We start from the raw sequence: 18306 nt of genomic DNA, 5'->3' as shown, positions 1-18306 counted from the left end.
TACATCCACTCTCACTGTTTCCAACCATTTTATTGGGAGGTGTCCATCATGTCATCTGCACCTGGCCCGCACTCATTCATCGTGTCTAAGGAAGACTGGTCTCTTCATCGTAAAGGCTATCAGGATCAGCAGCGTCATCAGGAGAAAGTGCGGGAAGTGATCAGGCAAAATCTCCCGGATCTGATCACCGAGGAGAGCATAATCATGTCCGACGGTAAAGGGATCGTCAAAATCCCTCTCCGCAACTTGGAGGAATACCGATTTATTCATAATTATCAGAAGCATAAGCATGTAGGACAGGGCAACGGAGACAGCAATGTTGGAGATATACTCGCCCAGGACAGCCCGAAGGAGGGCGGAAAAGGAAGCAAAGCAGGCGATAAAGCCGGCCAGGACGTCGTCGAGGCCGAAATCAATATCGAGGATTTGGAGGAGCTGCTGTTCGACGAGCTGGAGCTGCCATTCATGGAGGAGAAGGACAAGGAAGATCTGGAAACTGTCGCCGTCCGATTTAACGATATCCGCAAAAAAGGGCTCATGTCCAATATCGATAAAAAGCGCACCATCCTTGAGAATCTTCGCCGCAATGCCACCTCAGGCTCGCCCGGAATTCACGGCATTTCTCCGGACGATCTACGTTATAAAACGTGGGAGGATGTCGTCGTGCCCCGATCAAGCGCCGTCATCATAGCCATGATGGATACTTCGGGATCGATGGGCACATTCGAGAAATACTGTGCCCGCAGCTTTTTCTTTTGGATGACCCGGTTTCTAAGACAGCAGTACGAGAAGGTCGAAATCGTATTTTTGGCCCATCACACCGAGGCAAAGGAGGTTAGCGAAGAAGAATTTTTCACCAGGGGCGAAAGCGGCGGTACGATATGTTCATCCGTATATCATAAGGCCCTGGAAATTATCGAATCCCGCTATCCCTCCACAAGCTATAACATCTACCCCTTTCACTTCTCCGACGGGGACAATTTGACCTCGGACAATGACCGCTGCATCAAGCTCATTGGCGAATTGCTGGAGCGCTGCAACATGTTTGGATATGGCGAAGTCAATCAATATAACCGGGGAAGCACCTTGATGTCGGCCTATCGCCACATTAAGCAAGAGAAGTTTATGCACTATGTTATTAAGGAGAAGGGCGAGGTTTACAGCGCGTTGAAGCGATTCTTTCATCGACGGGAAGGAGGCACGGCCAGTTGAGCGACGATATGAAGCAATTGGAATATGCCATTGCTGAAATTATGGAGATTGCCGATGGGTTCGGGCTCGATTACTACCCGATGCGCTATGAAATTTGTCCAGCGGACATCATTTACACCTTCGGCGCTTACGGCATGCCGACGCGGTTCAGCCACTGGAGCTTTGGCAAAATTTTCAATAAAATGAAAATGCAATACGACTTCGGCCTGAGCAAAATATACGAGCTCGTCATCAATTCCAACCCTTGCTACGCCTTCCTGCTGGAGGGCAACTCCCTGATCCAGAACAAATTGATCGTGGCTCATGTGCTGGCTCATTGCGACTTCTTCAAAAATAATGTACGCTTCTCGGCCACGAATCGGGATATGGTGGAAAGCATGTCCGCCACCGCCGAGCGCATAAGCAAATATGAGCTGTCATACGGCGCCGAGACAGTGGAATCATTCATCGACGCCGTGCTCGCCATTCAGGAGCATGTCGATCCGCAGCTCGTCCGGCCTTTCCGGTACGATAAACGCCAACAGACCGAGGAGATGATACGAAGGGCAAAGGAGTCAAGGAAGCAGCCTGAACGCAAAGGCCCCTACGATGATCTCTGGAGCCTCGGTGACGGCAGTGATGCTGAAGATCCGGGAAGCAGCGGAGCTAATTTCCCTCCCGAGCCGGAGAAGGACGTCATGTGGTTCATCCAGGAATACTCCGAATCGCTAGAGGATTGGCAGCGGGATATTATGAGCATGCTCAGAGAAGAAATGCTGTATTTCTGGCCGCAAATGGAAACGAAGATTATGAATGAAGGCTGGGCCTCCTATTGGCATCAACGCATTTTGCGCGAAATGAATCTGACCAGCGAGGAAACCGTGGAGTACGCCAAGCTCAATGCCTCAGTCGTTCAGCCGTCGCGCCACAGCTTGAATCCCTATTATTTAGGCCTGAAAATATTCGAGGATATCGAATGGCGCTGGGATCATCCGACGGAGGAGGAGCAGCGGCGCTTCGGCCGCCAGCAAGGGAAAGGGCGCGAGAAGATATTTGAAGTTCGCGAGCTGGACTCCGATACTTCATTCCTCCGCAGCTATTTAACCAAGCAGATCGTGCACGACCTGGATCTCTATATTTTTGAAAAGCAAGGACCCGAATGGAAGATTACCGACAAGACCTGGGAAAATGTTCGGGATCAACTGGTAGAATCGCGGATCAATGGGGGAGCCCCCTACATCGTCGTTCAAGACGGCAACTTCAACCGAGCCGGCGAGCTCGTGCTGAAGCATCAATACGAGGGCATTGAGCTGGATTTGAAATACCTGGAAAGAACGCTCCCTTACGTACAGCGTCTCTGGGGACGCACGGTGCATTTGGAAAGCGTCGTCGAGGATAAGAAGGCCATATTCAGTTATGATGGCCAGAAGCATTATCGCAAACTGATTTAACGCTAACAACCCGTCTTTCAGGAGACGGGTTGCTTTATGCCTATGGCTGGTTTTCCTTCTGAAGCTGGCTCAAATCCTCAGCTACCTTCTCGATCATCTGCACGAAAATAGAGAGCTCGCCCGAATTCGCCGCTTGCTGCCTGGCGCTTGTCGCCATCTCCACGGATTCTTGCTGGATGTGGCCCAGCTTGCTCTTGATCCCTTCGACCAAGTCTTGAATTTGCATCAAGGTTTGCTTGGAGCTTTGAGCCAGCTTACGTACTTCCCCCGCCACGACCTCAAAGCCCCGGCCGTTCTCTCCGGCGTGAGCAGCTTCAATGGCCGCGTTAAGTCCCAGCAGATGCGTCCGATCTGATATTTCCTGAATCGAGGTGCTCATTTCATCAATTTGTCCGATTTCCTGATGAAGCTGCTGTACTAGATCATGCGCGGTCTCTTGCGAAGCTGCCGTCGCCTGGGCTGCTGATGCAATGATTCGCGAATTTTCGCTAAGCTCGGCGATCATGCCCGTTAGCTCCTGCGTAACCTCTGTCACCGCTTGAAGCAAGCTGTCCTTCTCGGAGGCGATGGCTGTCAGCTTGCTTTTTTCCTGCTTCTCATAGGCCTCCAATACGAGCTGAGAATCCAAATTAAACATTTTGGACAGGGCGTGCGTCACGACCGGCCAACGATCCCCTGCAAGCGGCTTCAACAGCTCGATTGCCAAATCGAGATAGACCATATAACTCCCCAAGTAATATTCAGTAGACAAACCGATATGTGAATGAATCTGTCCTATACGGATTCGTTGTTCGATAAACGGTTCTGTCAAAATTCCTTCAGCAAGTGACAGCCAATATTGACGCTGCGTCTGCTTCAATCGCTCTATCGTGCTGTGGCGGTTTATCAGGTCTAGCAATTCGGGCTCGCGCTGTAAATGCTCATAGAATCGTGTAACGATTTCTTCGACTACTTTTTCAAAAATAGTTCTATAGTCCTTAAGTAAGTCGAGATCACTTTGCGTTATGCCGATAAACGCGATCTGCTTTGCTCTTGCTGGAGAAAGATCCATCATATTTAACACATACTCTCCTTCTGGATGAATTTTTAATTATATTATTTTTAACAGTGACTTTTTTACTAGTATAACCCTCTTCTACCTAACAATGAAATAGTAAGATTAAATAATTTCATAAATAAATTTCCAGCGCAAAGCACCTCTGCTAAAACTGAGTGTAAAACCCAATTTTAGTAGAGGTATTTCAACTGTTAACTAGCCTTGCTGCCCGTTTTTCACCCATCCAGCTACGGTAACCGTACGCTTTGCTTGATATATAACGCCTTCTCGGACATTCTCCTGCATGCTGCCGTCCTGGTTCACGGTTACGCTCATACCGTAAGGATTGCCGCCGGAAGCGAATGTAACCGGATTGTTATACCCGGGCGCGGCGATGATGGCTCCCCAGTGATACATCGTTGTATACAGCGACAGAATCGTCGCCTCTTGACCGCCATGCAAATTGCCTGCACTGCACATTCCGCTAACCACTTTATCCGCGAGCTTCCCTTGTGCCCACAAGCCACCCGTCGTATCCAAAAACTGCTTCATTTGCGAAGGCACGTTGCCGAATCGGGTAGGCACGCTGAAAATGAAGGCATCCGCCCATTCCAAATCATTTAACGTAGCTACAGGAACCTCCTTAGTCGCTTCCACATGCGCCTTCCAAGCCGGATTGCTGTCGATCGCACTCTGCGGGGCTAGCTCCTGGACTTTAAGCACTTTGACCTCAGCTCCCGCTTCTTTGGCTCCTTCCTCCGCCCAAGAGGCCAGCTTATAATTCGTTCCAGTCGAACTATAGTAGATGATCGCAAGCTTCACATTTGGCATCATGCCATCTCCTTTTTCAAATATTCTTTGTTCATCCTTAATTTACCCCGGTTCCAAATAATACATTCCGTGCAGCGTTCCCGCTCTTCTAAATGACAAATAACCGCAACACGGGACAGCCGAGTTACGGTTATTTGGATCCTTGATTGAGTTTCGTTACGTTTAACAATCATTACGTTTAATCAGCCACTAGTGCGGGTTGGCTCCAGCCTCAGCTCATCGGCTGCTTGCCAGAATGAAATAATTAGCGATTCAGCAAGCTGCCTACGTATCGCAGCAATTCATTTGCGCAAACCGGGCAATAGCCATGCTCATCGATCAACCGCTTGCTGACCTCGTTAATTCGCTTGAGCTGATTTTCGTCCGGCGTTTTGGTCGATGTCGTAATTTTGACGATATCCTTCAGGTCGGCGAACAGCTTTTTCTCAATGGCCTCGCGCAGCCGGTCGTGGTGGTTGTACTCGAACTTCCGCCCTTTTCGCGAGTACGCCGAAATCCGGATCAAAATTTCCTCGCGAAACGCTTTTTTCGCATTTTCGGAAACACCGATCTGCTCCTCGATCGAACGCATCAGCCGTTCATCGGGATCAAGCTCTTCATCGGTCAGCGGATCGCGAATTTTGCTCCAGTTGCAGAACGCCTCGATGTTGTCGAGATAGTTCTCGAACAGCGTTCTAGCCGATTCCTCGAAAGAGTACACGAACGCCTTCTGGACTTCCTTCTTGGCAAGCTCATCGTATTCCTTGCGGGCAATGCTGATGAAATTGAGGTAGCGCTCGCGCTCCTCCTTCGTAATCGAGGCATGCTGATCCAGACCGTCCTTAATCGCGCGAAGAATATCAAGCGCGCCCATGCAGTGCAAATCCTGCTTGATCAACGCGCTGGAAATCCGGTTGATGACATACCGGGGATCTACGCCGGACATGCCCTCCTCCAAATATTCATTTTGCAGCTCCTTCAGATCGGCATCCTTATAGCCCTCAACTTCCTCCCCGTCATAGAGGCGCATTTTCTTAACCAGATCGACCCCTTGCTTCTTCGTTTCCTTAAGCCGGGTAAGTACGGAAAAAATGGCCGCCGAACGGAGCGCATGAGGAGCAATATGCACATGCCTCATATCGCTCTGGCCGATGAGCTTCGCGTAAATCTTCTCCTCCTGCGACACTTTGAGATTATAGGGGATCGGCATAACGATCATCCGGGATTGCAGTGCTTCATTTTTTTTATTGGCGATAAACGCCTTATATTCCGATTCGTTCGTATGCGCTATGATCATTTCATCAGCGGAGATTAACGCAAACCGCCCGGCCTTGAAATTCCCCTCCTGGGTGAGCGATAGCAAATTCCACAGAAACTTCTCGTCGCATTTCAGCATCTCCTGAAACTCCATCAAGCCGCGATTGGCTTTGTTCAGCTCCCCGTCAAACCGATAAGCCCGAGGATCGGATTCGGAGCCATATTCCGTAATCGTGGAGAAATCAATACTGCCCGTCAAATCAGCAATATCCTGGGATTTCGGATCGGATGGGCTGAAGGTGCCGATGCCGACCCGGTTATCTTCGGATAACAGCACTCTCTCCACGGCGACCCGTTCGATATCTCCGTCATAATCCGTCTTCAGTCTCATCTGGCATACCGGGCATAAATTTCCCTCAATGCGAACGTTCAACGCCTGCTCGACCTCGGGACGCAGCTCATTCGGCACAAGATGCAAAGGGTCTTCATGCATAGGACAGCCGGAGATCGCATAGACTGCCCCTTTGTCCGTTCGCGAGAACTTTTCCAGCCCTCTTTTCAAAAGGGTAACCAACGTGGATTTCCCCCCGCTGACCGGGCCCATCAGCAGCAAAATCCGCTTGCGAACGTCAAGCCGCCGCGCCGCTGAATGAAAATACTCCTCCACCAGCTTTTCAATCGCCTGATCCAGACCAAATATTTCCTGCTCGAAAAATTTATACCGCTTCCGCCCGTTCACTTCCTCAACCCCGTAGGATTCAATCATTTCATACACTCGGGCATGGGCGGTCATGGCGGGTGAAGAATCTTTGGACAAAAGCTCAATATAATCTTTAAATGTGCCACTCCACGCTAAAGAATCGCTTTCCGCACGGTAAGCTGCAATACGCTTGAAAATATCCATGTTCGGTACCTCCTGTACTTCCGCTTGGGGCAAAGCGCATCCCCGATCGGTGATCCTTGCTGAACTGAATGGAGCCTCCATGTTAAGTGAAATGTCTATCGACGCGTTTACACTGTAGACAGACCGCGTTTAACTGTTTTTCTTGCGTAAAAGAACGAGATCAGATGGGAGATGTATCATTCTATATTTTTAGAAAAGTGTATTACATACCTATGCGAGTTGAAGGAAGAAGTTGACCAATTTCAGCGCTAAAAAATATTCCCATCGGAAAAATATGAATTAGCGATGTGCGAGCTTAATTTCCTTCCGGCAGAAATGCCGGGTTATGATATAATTTTCAAAGAATGTTCTATTAAATGTTGGATGAATTGGATTAACAGCACCATTTGCAGAAAGGAAGATCGGATCATGGCCGTTCAGCATGAGACCGAGCTGTATGCTCCGCTCAAAGCGTTTTTTGAGGCACGGGGATATGTCATAAGAGGCGAGGTTCGCCACTGCGACCTCGTCGGCATCCATCCGGATCAGGAAGATCCGCTGATCGTGGAAATGAAGAAGACATTCAATCTTTCCCTGCTGCTTCAAGGTCTGGAGAGACAGAAGCTCAGCAGCGAGGTGTACTTGGCCGTGGAACGCAATCGCGCTAAAAAAGGAGCGCACAACCAGAGATGGAGCGAGATTTCGCTTCTGTGCCGCAAGCTGGGACTGGGTCTGATCACAGTCACTCGCTACAAGACAAAAAGCCCGTTTGTCGAGGTGCTGTGCTCGCCAGGGGATAAAATAATCGTCCCCGCCCCTAAAGTCGTCAAGAAGCGTGCAGCGCGGCTGCTGCACGAGTTCCATGAGCGAAGCGGGGACTATAATGTTGGCGGCAGCCACGGGACGAAGCTGGTTACAGCTTACCGCGAGCGGGCCCTGCGCGTTGCCAGCACGCTTCAGGCTGGCGGCGTTATGGCGCCGCGCGAGGTGCGCGATATTTGCGGCGTCGGCACGGCTGCCGACATTTTGCAGCGCAATTACTACGGCTGGTTTGAGCGGGTAGCGCGCGGGCGCTACGCTTTGACACCAGCGGGTGCAAAAGCGCTGCTGCAGTATGCCGGCGTTATCGAGAGCTGGCGAAATGCGGCAGCTGCAACGGCGGAGCCGCCGGGGGAGTGAGGCGGCAGGGCTGCAGCGATGATGGATGGTGCAGCACGCTTGGGGCGAGATGCTGAGGCTGGTGCAGGTGCAGCATGACGGCTCTGACGACACGTTTGTGGTGAAAACCTGAGGCTGATGCGGATACAGCAATGATGGATGGAGCACCACGCTTGAGCGAGACGCTAAGGCTGGTACGAGTGCAGCATGACGGCTCTGACGACACGTTTGTGGCGAAAACCTGAGGCTGATGCGGATACAGCAATGATGGATGGAGCACCACGCTTGGGGCGAGACCTTAAGAATGGAGCGCTCAGCCGCGGCGAGACACTTGCTAGGCTTAGACGCTGGCTGCGGCTGGCCAGCATGGCTGCGCGGCACCGAAGCGCTTCGCGCGGCTTGCCCGGCAGCATCGCTCATGCCGCGGTACGGGCCTCACCCAGCCCGCACCGCCAGCACGCACGCTAGCCCATGCCGCGCGCCGTGAACTCCGCGATCGCCTCCGCGATCCGCGCCATACCCTGGCGCAGCCGCGCTGCGCGATGCGCCGCAAAAGTGAGCCGGATGGCATCCCCATCCGGCTGTTCACCTGCGCCGGCGGCGTAGCAGCGCGCGCCGGGCATGAACGCGGCGCCCTTGGGCAGCGCCGCGCGGAGCAGCGCTTCGGAGCACAGGCCCGGCGGCAGGCGCAGCCAGAGGAAGAGCCCGCCCTGCGGCTCTTCAAAGCTGGCGCCCTGCCATACTGCCTGCTCCCGAAGCTGCTGCAGCAAAGCTGCGCGGCGAGCGGCATACTCCGCCTCCAGCCGCGCGGCATGCACCGGCCAAGAGAACGCCGGCGCGCTAAGCAGAGCATAAAGGCGCTGCTCATAAGCCGCCTTCTCCTGAGCAGGGGCTTTCCCGCGCCTTCCTCCTCTAGCCGAACGAAAATGAGTCAAAGCTTCAATCACTCCCTCGCTCCCCCGAACCCAGGCGACAGGCAGTGACGGAAAGGCCGTAGCTTGAAAAGAACCGATGCCAATAACCTCCATCCCGGCGTAAAGCAAAGGTTCCTCCTGCTGAAGACGGTACAATGTATGATGCTTCCTCGTGCGATTTACAGGACTCATAGGGTTTACGGTGATCACAGCCTTCCCGGGCTCTTTTAACTTTTCACACTCTACCTGTTTTTCACGCCCTTCAACCCCCAGTTTTTCTCCTTGAGGCTTTGCCTGTCTTTTCAGCGAACCTGTCCCCCTCTCCAAGCTCTCTCCTTTGCGGCAACAGCTAAATGGAATAGCTCCGGCAGATTCGTCTTCTACGATGAACAAAGAATGCCGTGCTCCTAACCGCAGCAGCTCCCTTTTTCTCTCCTCGCTCCACACTCGGCCCGAAGGATTGGAAAAATGAAGCGTAACGTACAGCAATGAAGGACGATCCCTTGCAATATAGCGTTCCAACGAATCCATAAGCATCCCTTCCTCGTCGCACGGCACCTGAACCGCATGGCCGCCCTGCTGGCGGATGGATTCCAGCACCTCTGGCGAAGCGGGCGTCTCCAGCAGTACCGTTCCCCTTCCCCCGCTCAGCCTCCAACGAAGTATTACATCTATCGCCTCGGCACTGCCGCTTGCTAAAAGCAATTGCATCGGATCGGTTGCACGTCCCTCTTCATCTGCATAAGCTGCAGACAGCCAATTCCGCAAAGGCCGATAGCCCTGCGCCTCATACTCTTCCTCAGCCTTCTGAATCTCCAGTTTAGTTCGCGCATGACGCAGCACAGCTTTCAGGCCCTCAATCCCCTCCCCGCCGTCCCCTCCGCAGAGGGCCAATGAAATCATATCAGCTCCATCGCTCAGCTTGCCGAATTGCTGTCCTAAAGGTAACTGCTGCTTGCTTTGCGCTAAATCCAGCCAGCGTTCCAATGTATCCGCCTCCAGCCATTATTCGTTTCAGCTATTGTACAGGAGGACAAATTTCCTATTCAACAGGCAGCAAATACACTAATCTATCGTTTTTTGCCATTAAAAAGTGCACGTGATAGAATGTAATCTTGAACTAACAAGTTGAGGTGATGAATGTGTCTTATTCTACGGAGCCTGTGACCACTTCCGAACCACTTCGCAACAGGAGAACGCGAAGGCCTTCCGTAAAAATCGTTTTGCTTACTTGGATTTTGCTCATTGGCGCAGGTGCTGCCACCGCGTATTTTTATAGCAGCTACTTGAAGCAATCCATGCTGGAGCAGTTGGATTCCCGCTTGCTGGCCCAGACAGAAATCATGAAAGCCGATTATACGACTCAGTTGACGGCTTTAACCGAGCAAGTAGAACAGTTGCAAAGCAAAGTGGAAACGTTCAACGAGCTATTGACCTTTACCAAGGATAATGCAAGCGATAAGACCGATAACAGCAATAAATTGTATTCTCAGCTCAATGATGTGAAGAACCAGCTGTCCAAGCTGCAGAAGCAAATGGAATTATTGAAATAATGAACGATATTAAAGGAATAAATCGGTTCTTCCTGCTTGCTACTGCTCCTCTGTTCGGTCTTCTTATCGCATTGGCCTTCAGCGGGCCCAAGATCAGCTGGACAAGCGAGCCGGATCGGATTGCCTCAAGCCCACATGCCATCGATCAGACTTTCGAAGCTATCTCTACCGGCTTGGAGCAAGCTGAGGAGACAGCAAAATATACCGTCTCCTCCATTCGTCAGACGGCTGAGCTATATCACAAAACAACAAATACGATGACCACCATCGTTAAAACGGCTGCGAATACAGCATCCAAGCCCGAAATCATCTACAATAAACGGATTACAGCTAAACTCGGTGCTCCCAAAGAAACCGTAAAGAGCGACCGGATTATCATTGAACTGTACAAAGTGAACCCTGGCAATTACAAAGGGTATGCCATGAAGGTGAAGCTGAAATCCCCGGAGGCCATGAAGATGACGCTTGGGGGTGACAAGCTCGGCGGCTCGGAGACGACAAAGCAGGCCGTCTCCCGATATGGAGCCGTTGCGGGAATAAATGCCGGCGGCTTTGCCGATTCCAAGGGCAAACGTTATCCGTTAAGCACAACCGTAATGAATGGCAAATACCTGAATGGATTCGAGCCATCCTATAAAGATCTATTTTTCGTTGGAATGAACAAAAACGGCAAGCTGATCGGGGGCAAGTTCCATGATAAGGAGCAGCTGGACAAGCTCGAGCCCTCCTTTGGAGCATCCTTTGTGCCAATTCTGCTCAAAGACGGACAAAAAACGACAATTCCGGCAAAATGGCAAACGACCCCTCTCCGGGCACCGCGCACCGTAATCGGAAACTATAAGGACGACCAGTTGATTATACTCGTCATTGACGGATACGATGAGAAAGGAAATTCCGGCGCAACGCTGGAAGAGCTGCAGGACAAACTTTATAAAATGGGTGTCGTGAACGCATATAATTTGGATGGCGGGGGTTCTTCTTCGCTCGTATTGAACGGTAAAGTAATCAATAACCCTTCTGACGGCCAGCTTCGTCCCGTACCGACCCATTTTCTTTTTTTCAAATAAAAAATGTGCTATAAACGAAGGAATAACATAGTGTCTGTGAAATATATCATATAAGCATTTATTTTTTTAACAGAGGCGGGTATAATAAGAGGCAGTTGAATGTGGAGGTGTTCACCTTTGTTTTCTTTTTCATTAACATTTTGGATCGTGACTTTGGTGTTTGCGCTTTATCTTTGCGGTATTTTAACCTCGTCGTATAATAACGATAAAACAAAAGGATTGTAAGAATTTATCGCAGTCATGCGAAATCGGGATGGGCGGCATTCGTCCTCGTGAACAAGATACCTAATAAATAGGCTTCCCCTTCGGGAAGCTTATTTATTATAGTGAAACAGCGAAAAATAAGCATCCGCTGGCGCAGACGCTTATTTTCATAGCAGCTTATGTGACTTAAGTCAGGCGGTTCATTTCTACAAGGCATTGGTTGCAAATGCAACGTTCCTTGAAGTCGCTTACGCCCTCCATCGAGCCGCAGAAAACGCATTTCGGACGGTAGCGCTCCAAAATGATGTGATCCCCCTGCACTAAAATTTCGACAGGATCTCCCTCGTTCATTTGATATCTCTTACGCAGCGATTTGGGCAAGACAATTCTTCCCAGCTGATCCACTTTACGAACCACACCAGCAGGTTTCATATTTACTTACACCTCTCCTAAAAATGGTATGTACAGACTTGAACGAAATGCTACTTCCCTCTCTTTATATTTCGCTCTTGTTCCCAGAATTCCTGCTTTTATTCGACATATTTTATTATTTTTGCAGGATTTCCTCCTACAACAGCACCATTCGGAACATCTTTAGTCACAATGGCCCCGGCTGCTATGACTACATTGTCTCCAATTGTTACGCCTGGAACGATGACCGCCCGGCCTCCAATCCACACATTGTTACCAATGGTTACTGGCTTGCCATATTCTAATCCGGAATTGCGCTCCACAGGATCAAGCGGGTGAGTCGCCGTGTAAATATGAACGCCTGGCGCCAGGAAGCAATAATCTCCAAACCTTACTTCACATATATCCAATATGACGCAATCGAAGTTCGCATAAAATTGTTGCCCCACATGAATGTTATAGCCATAATCGCAGCGAAAAGTTGGCTCAATATAAGTATTTTCCCCCATGGAGCCCAGCAGTTCTCCCAGCAATTCCTTTCTTCTGGGCAGCTCATCCTCATGCGTCTCATTAAACAAGCGGGTTAATCTTCTGGCCTCTAGTCTATCCGCCACCAGCTGCCGATCCGAGGCATCGTACATTTCGCCTGCCAGCATTTTATCGCGTTCCGTTCTTAGCATACTTGGATCTCTCCTCTTCAGCTCATGTTGTTCTATTCTCTTTATTGCATTCCCGGAAAATCCAGCTGCCGCAGCGCTTCAAATAAGATAATTGCCGCTGAATTGGATAAATTCAAGGAACGTACCTTATCCGTCATCGGCATCCGAATCAAATGATCCGGGTGTCCTTGCAAAATATCGTCTGGAAGCCCCTTGGTTTCTTTGCCGAAGACGAAGAAATCCCCATCCTGGAATTCGAAATCCGTATACCGCTTCTTCGCCTTGGTCGTAGCAAAAAAGAAGCGGCTGCCGCTATATTTCTCCTCGACCTCTTGAAAAGAATCATGATATTCAATATGCACGGCATACCAGTAATCGAGCCCGGCTCGTTTCAAAGTGGCATCATCCGTGCGGAAGCCGAGCGGACGCACCAGATGTAAATGAATGCCCGTGGCAGCGCAGGTTCGCGCGATGTTTCCGGTGTTCGCCGGTATTTCCGGTTCAACAAGTACAATATGCAAAGTCATAACTACAGATCCTCACTAGTTTCAGATTTGAATTTCCCGCTATGTGGTTTACTTGTTTATTATATCAGCAAACCCGTTATCCCCAAAACAAAAACCTCCCGCCATCAGCTTGGCGAGAGGTTATTCTATGTTCAACGAGGAAGTCGGCTAGATAGGATCGACTTCTTATCCATTCGACTTCTGGAACTCTGCCATGAAATCAACCAATGCCTTGATGCTATCGTAAGGAACGGCATTGTAGATCGAAGCGCGCAGGCCACCGACGCTGCGGTGTCCTTTCAAGCCCACGAAGCCTTCTTTTTCGGATTCCTTCACGAACTGCTTCTCCAGCTCTTCCGAGCCTAAGCGGAAGGTAACGTTCATCAATGAACGGCTGCCTTGCTCAGCACAACCGCGGTAAAATCCACCGCTGTTATCAATCATGTTATAAAGAAGAGCCGCTTTCTCCTGGTTCTTCTTCTCGATGCCTGCAAGCGATCCTTGCTCCTCAATCCATTTCAACACTTGATTCACCATATAGATCGAGAAAGATGGCGGCGTATTATAAAGCGAATTGTTGCCTGCATGCGTGTCATAACGCAGCATCGTAGGCAGATGCTTCGGCGAATCTTGAAGCAGCTCCTCACGAGCGATCACGACGGTTACACCGGAAGGCCCCAGATTCTTCTGAGCACCGGCATAAACCATGCCGAATTGGTTCAGATCAAATGGACGGGACAGAATGTCGCTCGACATATCCGCAATCAGCGGAACGCTGCCCGTATCCGGGAAGCTTTTAAACTCTGTTCCTTCGATGGTCTCATTGGAAGTCAGATGCAGATACGCTGTATTGTCTGGCAAATTCAAATTGCTCAGATCAGGCAGGCTCATGAACTTGCTCTCTTTGGAAGATGCGGCCTCGAATACATCGCCAATCAGCTTTGCTTCTTTAACCGCCTTGCTTGCCCAGCTGCCTGTCATAACGTAACCGGCCGTTTTGCCCTCGGTCAGAAAGTTCATCGGAATCATGGAAAACTGCGTCGAAGCGCCGCCTTGCAGGAACAATACCTTGTATCCTTCCGGATTTCCCAGTAAATTCAACAAACGGCTAGCCGCTTCATTATGAGTCTCCTCATAAACGGCTCCACGGTGCGACATTTCCATAATCGACATTCCTGTACCGCGGAAATCGACGAATTCCGCCTGAGCCCGTTCCAGTACTTCCAACGGAAGTGCTGCAGGTCCTGCGTTAAAGTTATAAGCTCTCTTACTCATTTCTCTCCCGTCCTCTCTTTTCACTTGTTACATAGGCTTTCGAAGTTTTGATAAGGTTTATCATAGCAACTATTCTTTTTTCCAGCAAGCTGATATTTCATTAGATTTCATAGTTTGCAGAATTGACACATTAACGCTTCATCTTAACAAAGATTTTATCACGACTGATGGTAAAATTCATATACCCTTGACCACTTCTTGCTCTCCCCGGGCGCCAGATCAATGTAGATGAACATTTCCGGCGATACGACATGTCCCGCTCCCCATACCGCAGCAGAGGAAACTGGAAAAGAGCTGATTTCCCGAACGCCGACCCCGCTAGGATGATGACGTAATTCCCATAACCAATCGGATGGGCTGGATTCAAAGCCGTCTATGTGAAAATAAAAAGGTTTATCCGGCTTGCCCGCCCACGTAACCTCTTCTCCTGCAATCACAACCCCGTCCATCGTTTCAAGCTCGTCACTCCAGGGCTTAATCGCAAAAGGAAATCTTAAAGCATAATCAGGCCCGACCTGGTGGCCGTCAATCCCGAAGAAATTATGATTGTATTCCTCCGTCCGAATGACGCGTGATCCCCTATTGGTTAATTGGTATGCTATTTGCAGGCGGTTTCCTTCAATAGAGACAGTTTTTTCGAGCTGTGCAGCGTATCCCTCGCAGTTCTCCGGGTATACCGTAAATTTTATATTGTGCGCATTCTCCTGCTCTGCTTCCACGCGATAAGGCTTAAGAGGATAGTTTCGATAAAATAGGTAAGGCTCGTCATCCGTCCGGGTGAGAAGTCCAACTCCAAGCTTGGGAAAAAGTCCCCCGACAGGCGTATCCTCATATCCAATGGCTTCTCTTAATGAGAACTCGTTGCACAACCCCATTCCGCCCGTTCCCTCTCCCTCAGCAAGGCTCTCTGGGACGCAGAAGGAATGGTTCCCATCGCGCATCGTTATCCCCGTAATCATGCCGCTCCAGTCAAAACGCGTGCCCTTATAATCGCCTATAGCCGCTACATCTATAATCAAGTGCTCATTGCTTAATTGAAATCCCATGTTTTTCCCCTCTAATATCCAATGATATATCGCTCTTTTTCTGTCCTGACTTGCTCCGTTAAGGAAGAAAACCCCGGCTCATAGCTTACGAGCAACAGGGTTTTCCTTGCAGCATGGTCAAAGGGCCAGGAACCGTCCCTTAGGCTTCATCTCACTTTTGTTCCAGTATAATTTCAATGCGCTGCGTCCCCTCATACGGAAGCGAATCCAGCACCGAACGGTGTATAAGTCCGCCAGAGCCTGCAATCTCGAATTGTACAGGCTGACCGTTTAACGAAACCGAGCCGATCCGGTATTGTCCGTAATCGAGAAGCCCGGCATTGCGGTATACAATATGCAGCATCCGATCCGCGAACAGCGTCTCTACGGAAGCCTCGCCCTGCGCGTCAAACTGCTCTTTAACGAGCTTAGGCTCCAAATGAAGGTGGCCATAGCTTCCCTTCACCCCATAAACCTCCGTCAGCTCCGTAAGCAGCAGCCAGCTCGCCGAGCCCGTCAGGAACGTATACATGCCCCGTCCCTTTTCATTGATGTACTCAGGTACACCCGGATACATCCGGCTCAGCTCAAAATCAGTAGAGAGGCGATAGATGGAGTCCAGAACCTCGTACCCTTCCTTGACAAATCCCCGTTTATAGAGCGCATTTGCGTACATGACGGTCATGTGGCTAAACATCGCCCCGTTCTCCTTGTGGCCGAATGCAAAGCCAAAAGCGCGGCCCAGATTTTGCTGGATGCCCCCGAAGTCCGAATTCAAGCGGTAGCCGATTTTCTCGTCCTTTAGGTAACGGTCTACAGCCTTCGAGATTTTACCAACCTGCTCTTCTGTAGCGACGCCCCCCATAATGCTGAATACTTGTCCTGTCAGCGTCATGCGCACGCCATGCGGAAAATCTCCCTCAACCCGCTCCGCATCGTCATTGTAATAACCGTTAAACCATTCATAACCTTCTGTGCTGGAGATCCATTCATTACTGCGCAGATGGTCAATGGCCCATTCCGCCTTGCTTTTCAAATCATTGGCTACCTTCGCGATGTCCAGCTTCAGCTTCTTCCCGCTTACAGCAGGCGTTACAGCTTCATAATAGCGATCCAACAGCGCAAGCTTCGCATCGATGCTCTCGTAGTCAACCGGCTTTGAAAGAGAATCCAGCAAAATAGCCATTTCCTCTGCAAGTTCAATCGTTTCGATTCCTGCATTTTGCTTCAGGTAGGCTAACAAATCAGACAATTCCAGCAAATTGCTGGCGTAAAATGCCGTAAACGCTACGCTCTCGCCGCGATTCGGAGCAAGGTCAAGCCCATCGTTCCAGTCCGCGCCCTCCAGCTTAATATTGTTATGCTCGCCGACATGGAAGAATGGGACGATATTTTGCAGCAAAATATGCTCCAGAATGGTGCCTTCATAGACATCCCCTTCCTTCGTCGTCAGCTTATTTCCGTGATCCGAATTCCAGGTTAAATCCCGTTCGCGGCAGCGTTTGACGAAGATGTCCCGGAAATACGTTTGCGGCTGCAGCAAAATGTCCCAATCGCCGCTTTGATGCACATAAAGCAATGTTGTCAGAAGCGGCCAAGCGCCGTGATCCATCCATACCCTCGGAATATTATTCCGATCGGCAATGAATTCGCCCGGCTTCGAACCGATAATCGTAGCATTACTGCCATCAATACGAACACCCGCGTAATTGTTCACCAGCAAATGTCTCACTTCGTTTGGCTCCATCACCATCAGCGCCAAGCAATCCTGCCACAAATCACGCCAGCCTCTGCCGCCCCGGCCATAGTCATGATAAGGCAGGAACGAGTTGCCATACAGACGGCGCAATATCGGCTGCAGCGTGACCCATTTCATCCACAAATCCTGCTCCGAATCGCCAGACTTAAATTTAATCGTATCCAGCTTATCCCGCCAGTACGCTTCATTCTCTTGCAGCAAAGCATCAAACTGTGCTTCGGATAAATATTGAGCCGAGTATTTCGCCTGCTCGATTCGATCCTCAGTAATAACCATTGCGATGACATAGCTTACGGATTGCCCGGGCAATAATTGTACATCGGTAAAACGAAGCGCCCCGACTGCCTCGTAACCTTCGAAGACGCTGCCGGCCACGGCTGACGAATCGTGGTTGCACACGACAGCCTCCGGCCAATCGAGCGCTCCGCCCTCCCCAACGAACTCTTCATGGATCGGGAACATGCCGACCGGAGCCTTTCCGCTGCCCTCGGCTCCGAGAACGCTGTAAGTCACCTTGTTCACACGGTGTCCTCGCTCATCAAAGGACAGCGCAGGCTGAACTTCTATGCCGTATTCAGCAGCGTAAATTCGGTGCAGCAGAGAGGTCACATGACGATGATCCCGAAGGTCGTCTGCTGAACGGCCATACAGCGGGATGGCCGACGTTGGAGTGAAGGCTAGCGAGGCGGTTCCGATATTCGTCACTTTAACCTTCATGAGCTCCACCTTATCGTCTTTTACAGGCACAAAGCTGGTCGTTTCCGCTTTTACACCAAGCTCCTTATGGTGACGGGTAAGCTTATGCCATAAAAAACCGGCTTCCATTTCAGTTTCCTCATCGCTATCCGCGAATAAAGCCGCGTTCTGCTTCGCTGAATTGCCGCTGACAGACCAGGCTCCATAGCCTTGAATATGAAGCCAGAAATTACGCGAAGCTTTGGAGTTATGCAAACCCTCCACGGATACCGGCTCCATCAAAAATGTATTATGACCTGAAGTAATGCCGCCGTGAAGATTCGGGGTAACGGCCGACATCATTCCTGCTTCATTGACTAAGGGAAAATATAAATAGCTGTTTTTCTCCGGATGCTTTAGTTTAAATACGCCCTGTTCTCCTTGAAACTTCCAACCGGACTTTGTCATTTGT

Annotated in this window: 16 protein-coding genes; 6 read left to right on the top strand and 10 right to left on the bottom strand. The window is 50.2% G+C overall.

The genetic code is table 11. The features are described 5' to 3' along the window. The first annotated feature begins 48 nt into the window (after positions 1-48). Complete coding sequence (yhbH, locus tag ACE3MQ_RS04040; RefSeq protein WP_379390900.1) at positions 49-1212, top strand: sporulation protein YhbH; 1164 nt, start codon at positions 49-51, stop codon at positions 1210-1212. Continuing rightward, the gene (locus ACE3MQ_RS04035) at positions 1209-2642 is read left to right on the top strand and encodes a SpoVR family protein (protein WP_379390898.1); all 1434 of its coding nucleotides are present in this window, start codon (positions 1209-1211) and stop codon (positions 2640-2642) included. Before yhbH ends, ACE3MQ_RS04035 begins: the two co-directional genes overlap by 4 nt. Positions 2643-2682: 40 nt before the next feature. On the opposite strand, the gene ACE3MQ_RS04030 is transcribed toward ACE3MQ_RS04035, so the two are convergent. The 3 genes from ACE3MQ_RS04030 to ACE3MQ_RS04020 form a co-directional block, all read right to left on the bottom strand. Then, on the bottom strand, positions 2683-3696 hold the full coding sequence (locus tag ACE3MQ_RS04030) for a protoglobin domain-containing protein (RefSeq protein ID WP_379391851.1): 1014 nt from the start codon (positions 3694-3696) through the stop codon (positions 2683-2685). A gap of 198 nt (positions 3697-3894) precedes the next feature. Continuing rightward, positions 3895-4509, bottom strand: coding sequence for an NAD(P)H:quinone oxidoreductase (gene wrbA / locus ACE3MQ_RS04025; RefSeq protein ID WP_379390896.1), 615 nt, complete (start codon positions 4507-4509; stop codon positions 3895-3897). Positions 4510-4753: 244 nt separating this feature from the next. Further along, positions 4754-6649 (bottom strand): PrkA family serine protein kinase, encoded by a 1896-nt coding sequence (locus tag ACE3MQ_RS04020; protein WP_379390894.1) that lies wholly within the window; start codon positions 6647-6649, stop codon positions 4754-4756. A gap of 408 nt (positions 6650-7057) precedes the next feature. On the opposite strand from ACE3MQ_RS04020, the gene ACE3MQ_RS04015 reads away from it, so the two are divergent. Both ACE3MQ_RS04015 and ACE3MQ_RS04010 read left to right on the top strand, forming a co-directional pair. Continuing rightward, on the top strand, positions 7058-7807 hold the full coding sequence (locus ACE3MQ_RS04015; RefSeq protein ID WP_379390892.1) for a DUF2161 domain-containing phosphodiesterase: 750 nt from the start codon (positions 7058-7060) through the stop codon (positions 7805-7807). Positions 7808-7993: 186 nt separating this feature from the next. Then, positions 7994-8254 carry a hypothetical protein gene (locus tag ACE3MQ_RS04010; RefSeq protein WP_379390891.1) on the top strand — a complete coding sequence of 87 codons (261 nt, stop codon included), beginning with the start codon at positions 7994-7996 and terminating at the stop codon, positions 8252-8254. On the opposite strand, the gene ACE3MQ_RS04005 is transcribed toward ACE3MQ_RS04010, so the two are convergent. Next, entirely contained in the window at positions 8251-9687 is a 1437-nt protein-coding gene (locus ACE3MQ_RS04005; protein ID WP_379390889.1) for an aminotransferase class I/II-fold pyridoxal phosphate-dependent enzyme, read from the bottom strand. The genes ACE3MQ_RS04010 and ACE3MQ_RS04005 overlap by 4 nt on opposite strands. 155 nt (positions 9688-9842) lie before the next feature. On the opposite strand from ACE3MQ_RS04005, the gene ACE3MQ_RS04000 reads away from it, so the two are divergent. Together ACE3MQ_RS04000 and ACE3MQ_RS03995 are read left to right on the top strand one after the other, a co-directional pair. Next, positions 9843-10253, top strand: coding sequence for a hypothetical protein (locus ACE3MQ_RS04000; RefSeq protein ID WP_379390887.1), 411 nt, complete (start codon positions 9843-9845; stop codon positions 10251-10253). Then, a complete protein-coding gene (locus ACE3MQ_RS03995; RefSeq protein WP_379390885.1) occupies positions 10253-11320 on the top strand; it encodes a phosphodiester glycosidase family protein in 1068 nt (355 codons plus the stop codon). Before ACE3MQ_RS04000 ends, ACE3MQ_RS03995 begins: the two co-directional genes overlap by 1 nt. A 390-nt stretch (positions 11321-11710) precedes the next feature. Here the strand turns inward: ACE3MQ_RS03995 and ACE3MQ_RS03990 are convergent, their stop codons facing one another. From ACE3MQ_RS03990 to ACE3MQ_RS03965, 6 genes are all read right to left on the bottom strand, one after another. After that, on the bottom strand, positions 11711-11956 hold the full coding sequence (locus tag ACE3MQ_RS03990; RefSeq protein ID WP_125084339.1) for an AbrB/MazE/SpoVT family DNA-binding domain-containing protein: 246 nt from the start codon (positions 11954-11956) through the stop codon (positions 11711-11713). A 98-nt stretch (positions 11957-12054) separates the two neighbouring features. Then, positions 12055-12615 (bottom strand): maltose acetyltransferase domain-containing protein, encoded by a 561-nt coding sequence (locus ACE3MQ_RS03985; RefSeq protein WP_379390883.1) that lies wholly within the window; start codon positions 12613-12615, stop codon positions 12055-12057. A 41-nt stretch (positions 12616-12656) separates the two neighbouring features. Continuing rightward, entirely contained in the window at positions 12657-13121 is a 465-nt protein-coding gene (trmL, locus tag ACE3MQ_RS03980; protein WP_379390881.1) for a tRNA (uridine(34)/cytosine(34)/5-carboxymethylaminomethyluridine(34)-2'-O)-methyltransferase TrmL, read from the bottom strand. 165 nt (positions 13122-13286) lie between these two features. Beyond that, a complete protein-coding gene (gene serC / locus ACE3MQ_RS03975; RefSeq protein WP_379390879.1) occupies positions 13287-14375 on the bottom strand; it encodes a 3-phosphoserine/phosphohydroxythreonine transaminase in 1089 nt (362 codons plus the stop codon). Positions 14376-14533: 158 nt separating this feature from the next. Continuing rightward, positions 14534-15421, bottom strand: a complete 888-nt coding sequence (locus ACE3MQ_RS03970) for a hypothetical protein (protein ID WP_379390877.1) — start codon at positions 15419-15421, stop codon at positions 14534-14536. 151 nt (positions 15422-15572) lie between these two features. Continuing rightward, positions 15573-18302: a GH36-type glycosyl hydrolase domain-containing protein gene (locus tag ACE3MQ_RS03965; RefSeq protein ID WP_379390875.1), complete on the bottom strand. Its 2730-nt coding sequence runs from the start codon at positions 18300-18302 to the stop codon at positions 15573-15575. Positions 18303-18306: the final 4 nt, after the last annotated feature.

This window comes from Paenibacillus lentus (assembly GCF_042714055.1).
Lineage (GTDB): Bacteria > Bacillota > Bacilli > Paenibacillales > Paenibacillaceae > Fontibacillus > Fontibacillus lentus_A.
This window is presented reverse-complemented; position numbering and strand designations above follow the sequence as displayed.

Coding starts and splice junctions, on each gene's coding strand:
- ACE3MQ_RS04015 (WP_379390892.1), top strand. CDS start 7,058: ATGGCCGTTCAGCATGAGACCGAGCTGTATGCTCCGCTCAAAGCGTTT.
- ACE3MQ_RS03985 (WP_379390883.1), bottom strand. CDS start 12,615: ATGCTAAGAACGGAACGCGATAAAATGCTGGCAGGCGAAATGTACGAT.
- ACE3MQ_RS04020 (WP_379390894.1), bottom strand. CDS start 6,649: ATGGATATTTTCAAGCGTATTGCAGCTTACCGTGCGGAAAGCGATTCT.
- trmL (WP_379390881.1), bottom strand. CDS start 13,121: ATGACTTTGCATATTGTACTTGTTGAACCGGAAATACCGGCGAACACC.
- ACE3MQ_RS03970 (WP_379390877.1), bottom strand. CDS start 15,421: ATGGGATTTCAATTAAGCAATGAGCACTTGATTATAGATGTAGCGGCT.
- yhbH (WP_379390900.1), top strand. CDS start 49: ATGTCATCTGCACCTGGCCCGCACTCATTCATCGTGTCTAAGGAAGAC.
- ACE3MQ_RS03965 (WP_379390875.1), bottom strand. CDS start 18,302: ATGACAAAGTCCGGTTGGAAGTTTCAAGGAGAACAGGGCGTATTTAAA.
- ACE3MQ_RS03995 (WP_379390885.1), top strand. CDS start 10,253: ATGAACGATATTAAAGGAATAAATCGGTTCTTCCTGCTTGCTACTGCT.
- ACE3MQ_RS04030 (WP_379391851.1), bottom strand. CDS start 3,696: ATGATGGATCTTTCTCCAGCAAGAGCAAAGCAGATCGCGTTTATCGGC.
- serC (WP_379390879.1), bottom strand. CDS start 14,375: ATGAGTAAGAGAGCTTATAACTTTAACGCAGGACCTGCAGCACTTCCG.
- ACE3MQ_RS03990 (WP_125084339.1), bottom strand. CDS start 11,956: ATGAAACCTGCTGGTGTGGTTCGTAAAGTGGATCAGCTGGGAAGAATT.
- wrbA (WP_379390896.1), bottom strand. CDS start 4,509: ATGCCAAATGTGAAGCTTGCGATCATCTACTATAGTTCGACTGGAACG.
- ACE3MQ_RS04010 (WP_379390891.1), top strand. CDS start 7,994: ATGACGGCTCTGACGACACGTTTGTGGCGAAAACCTGAGGCTGATGCG.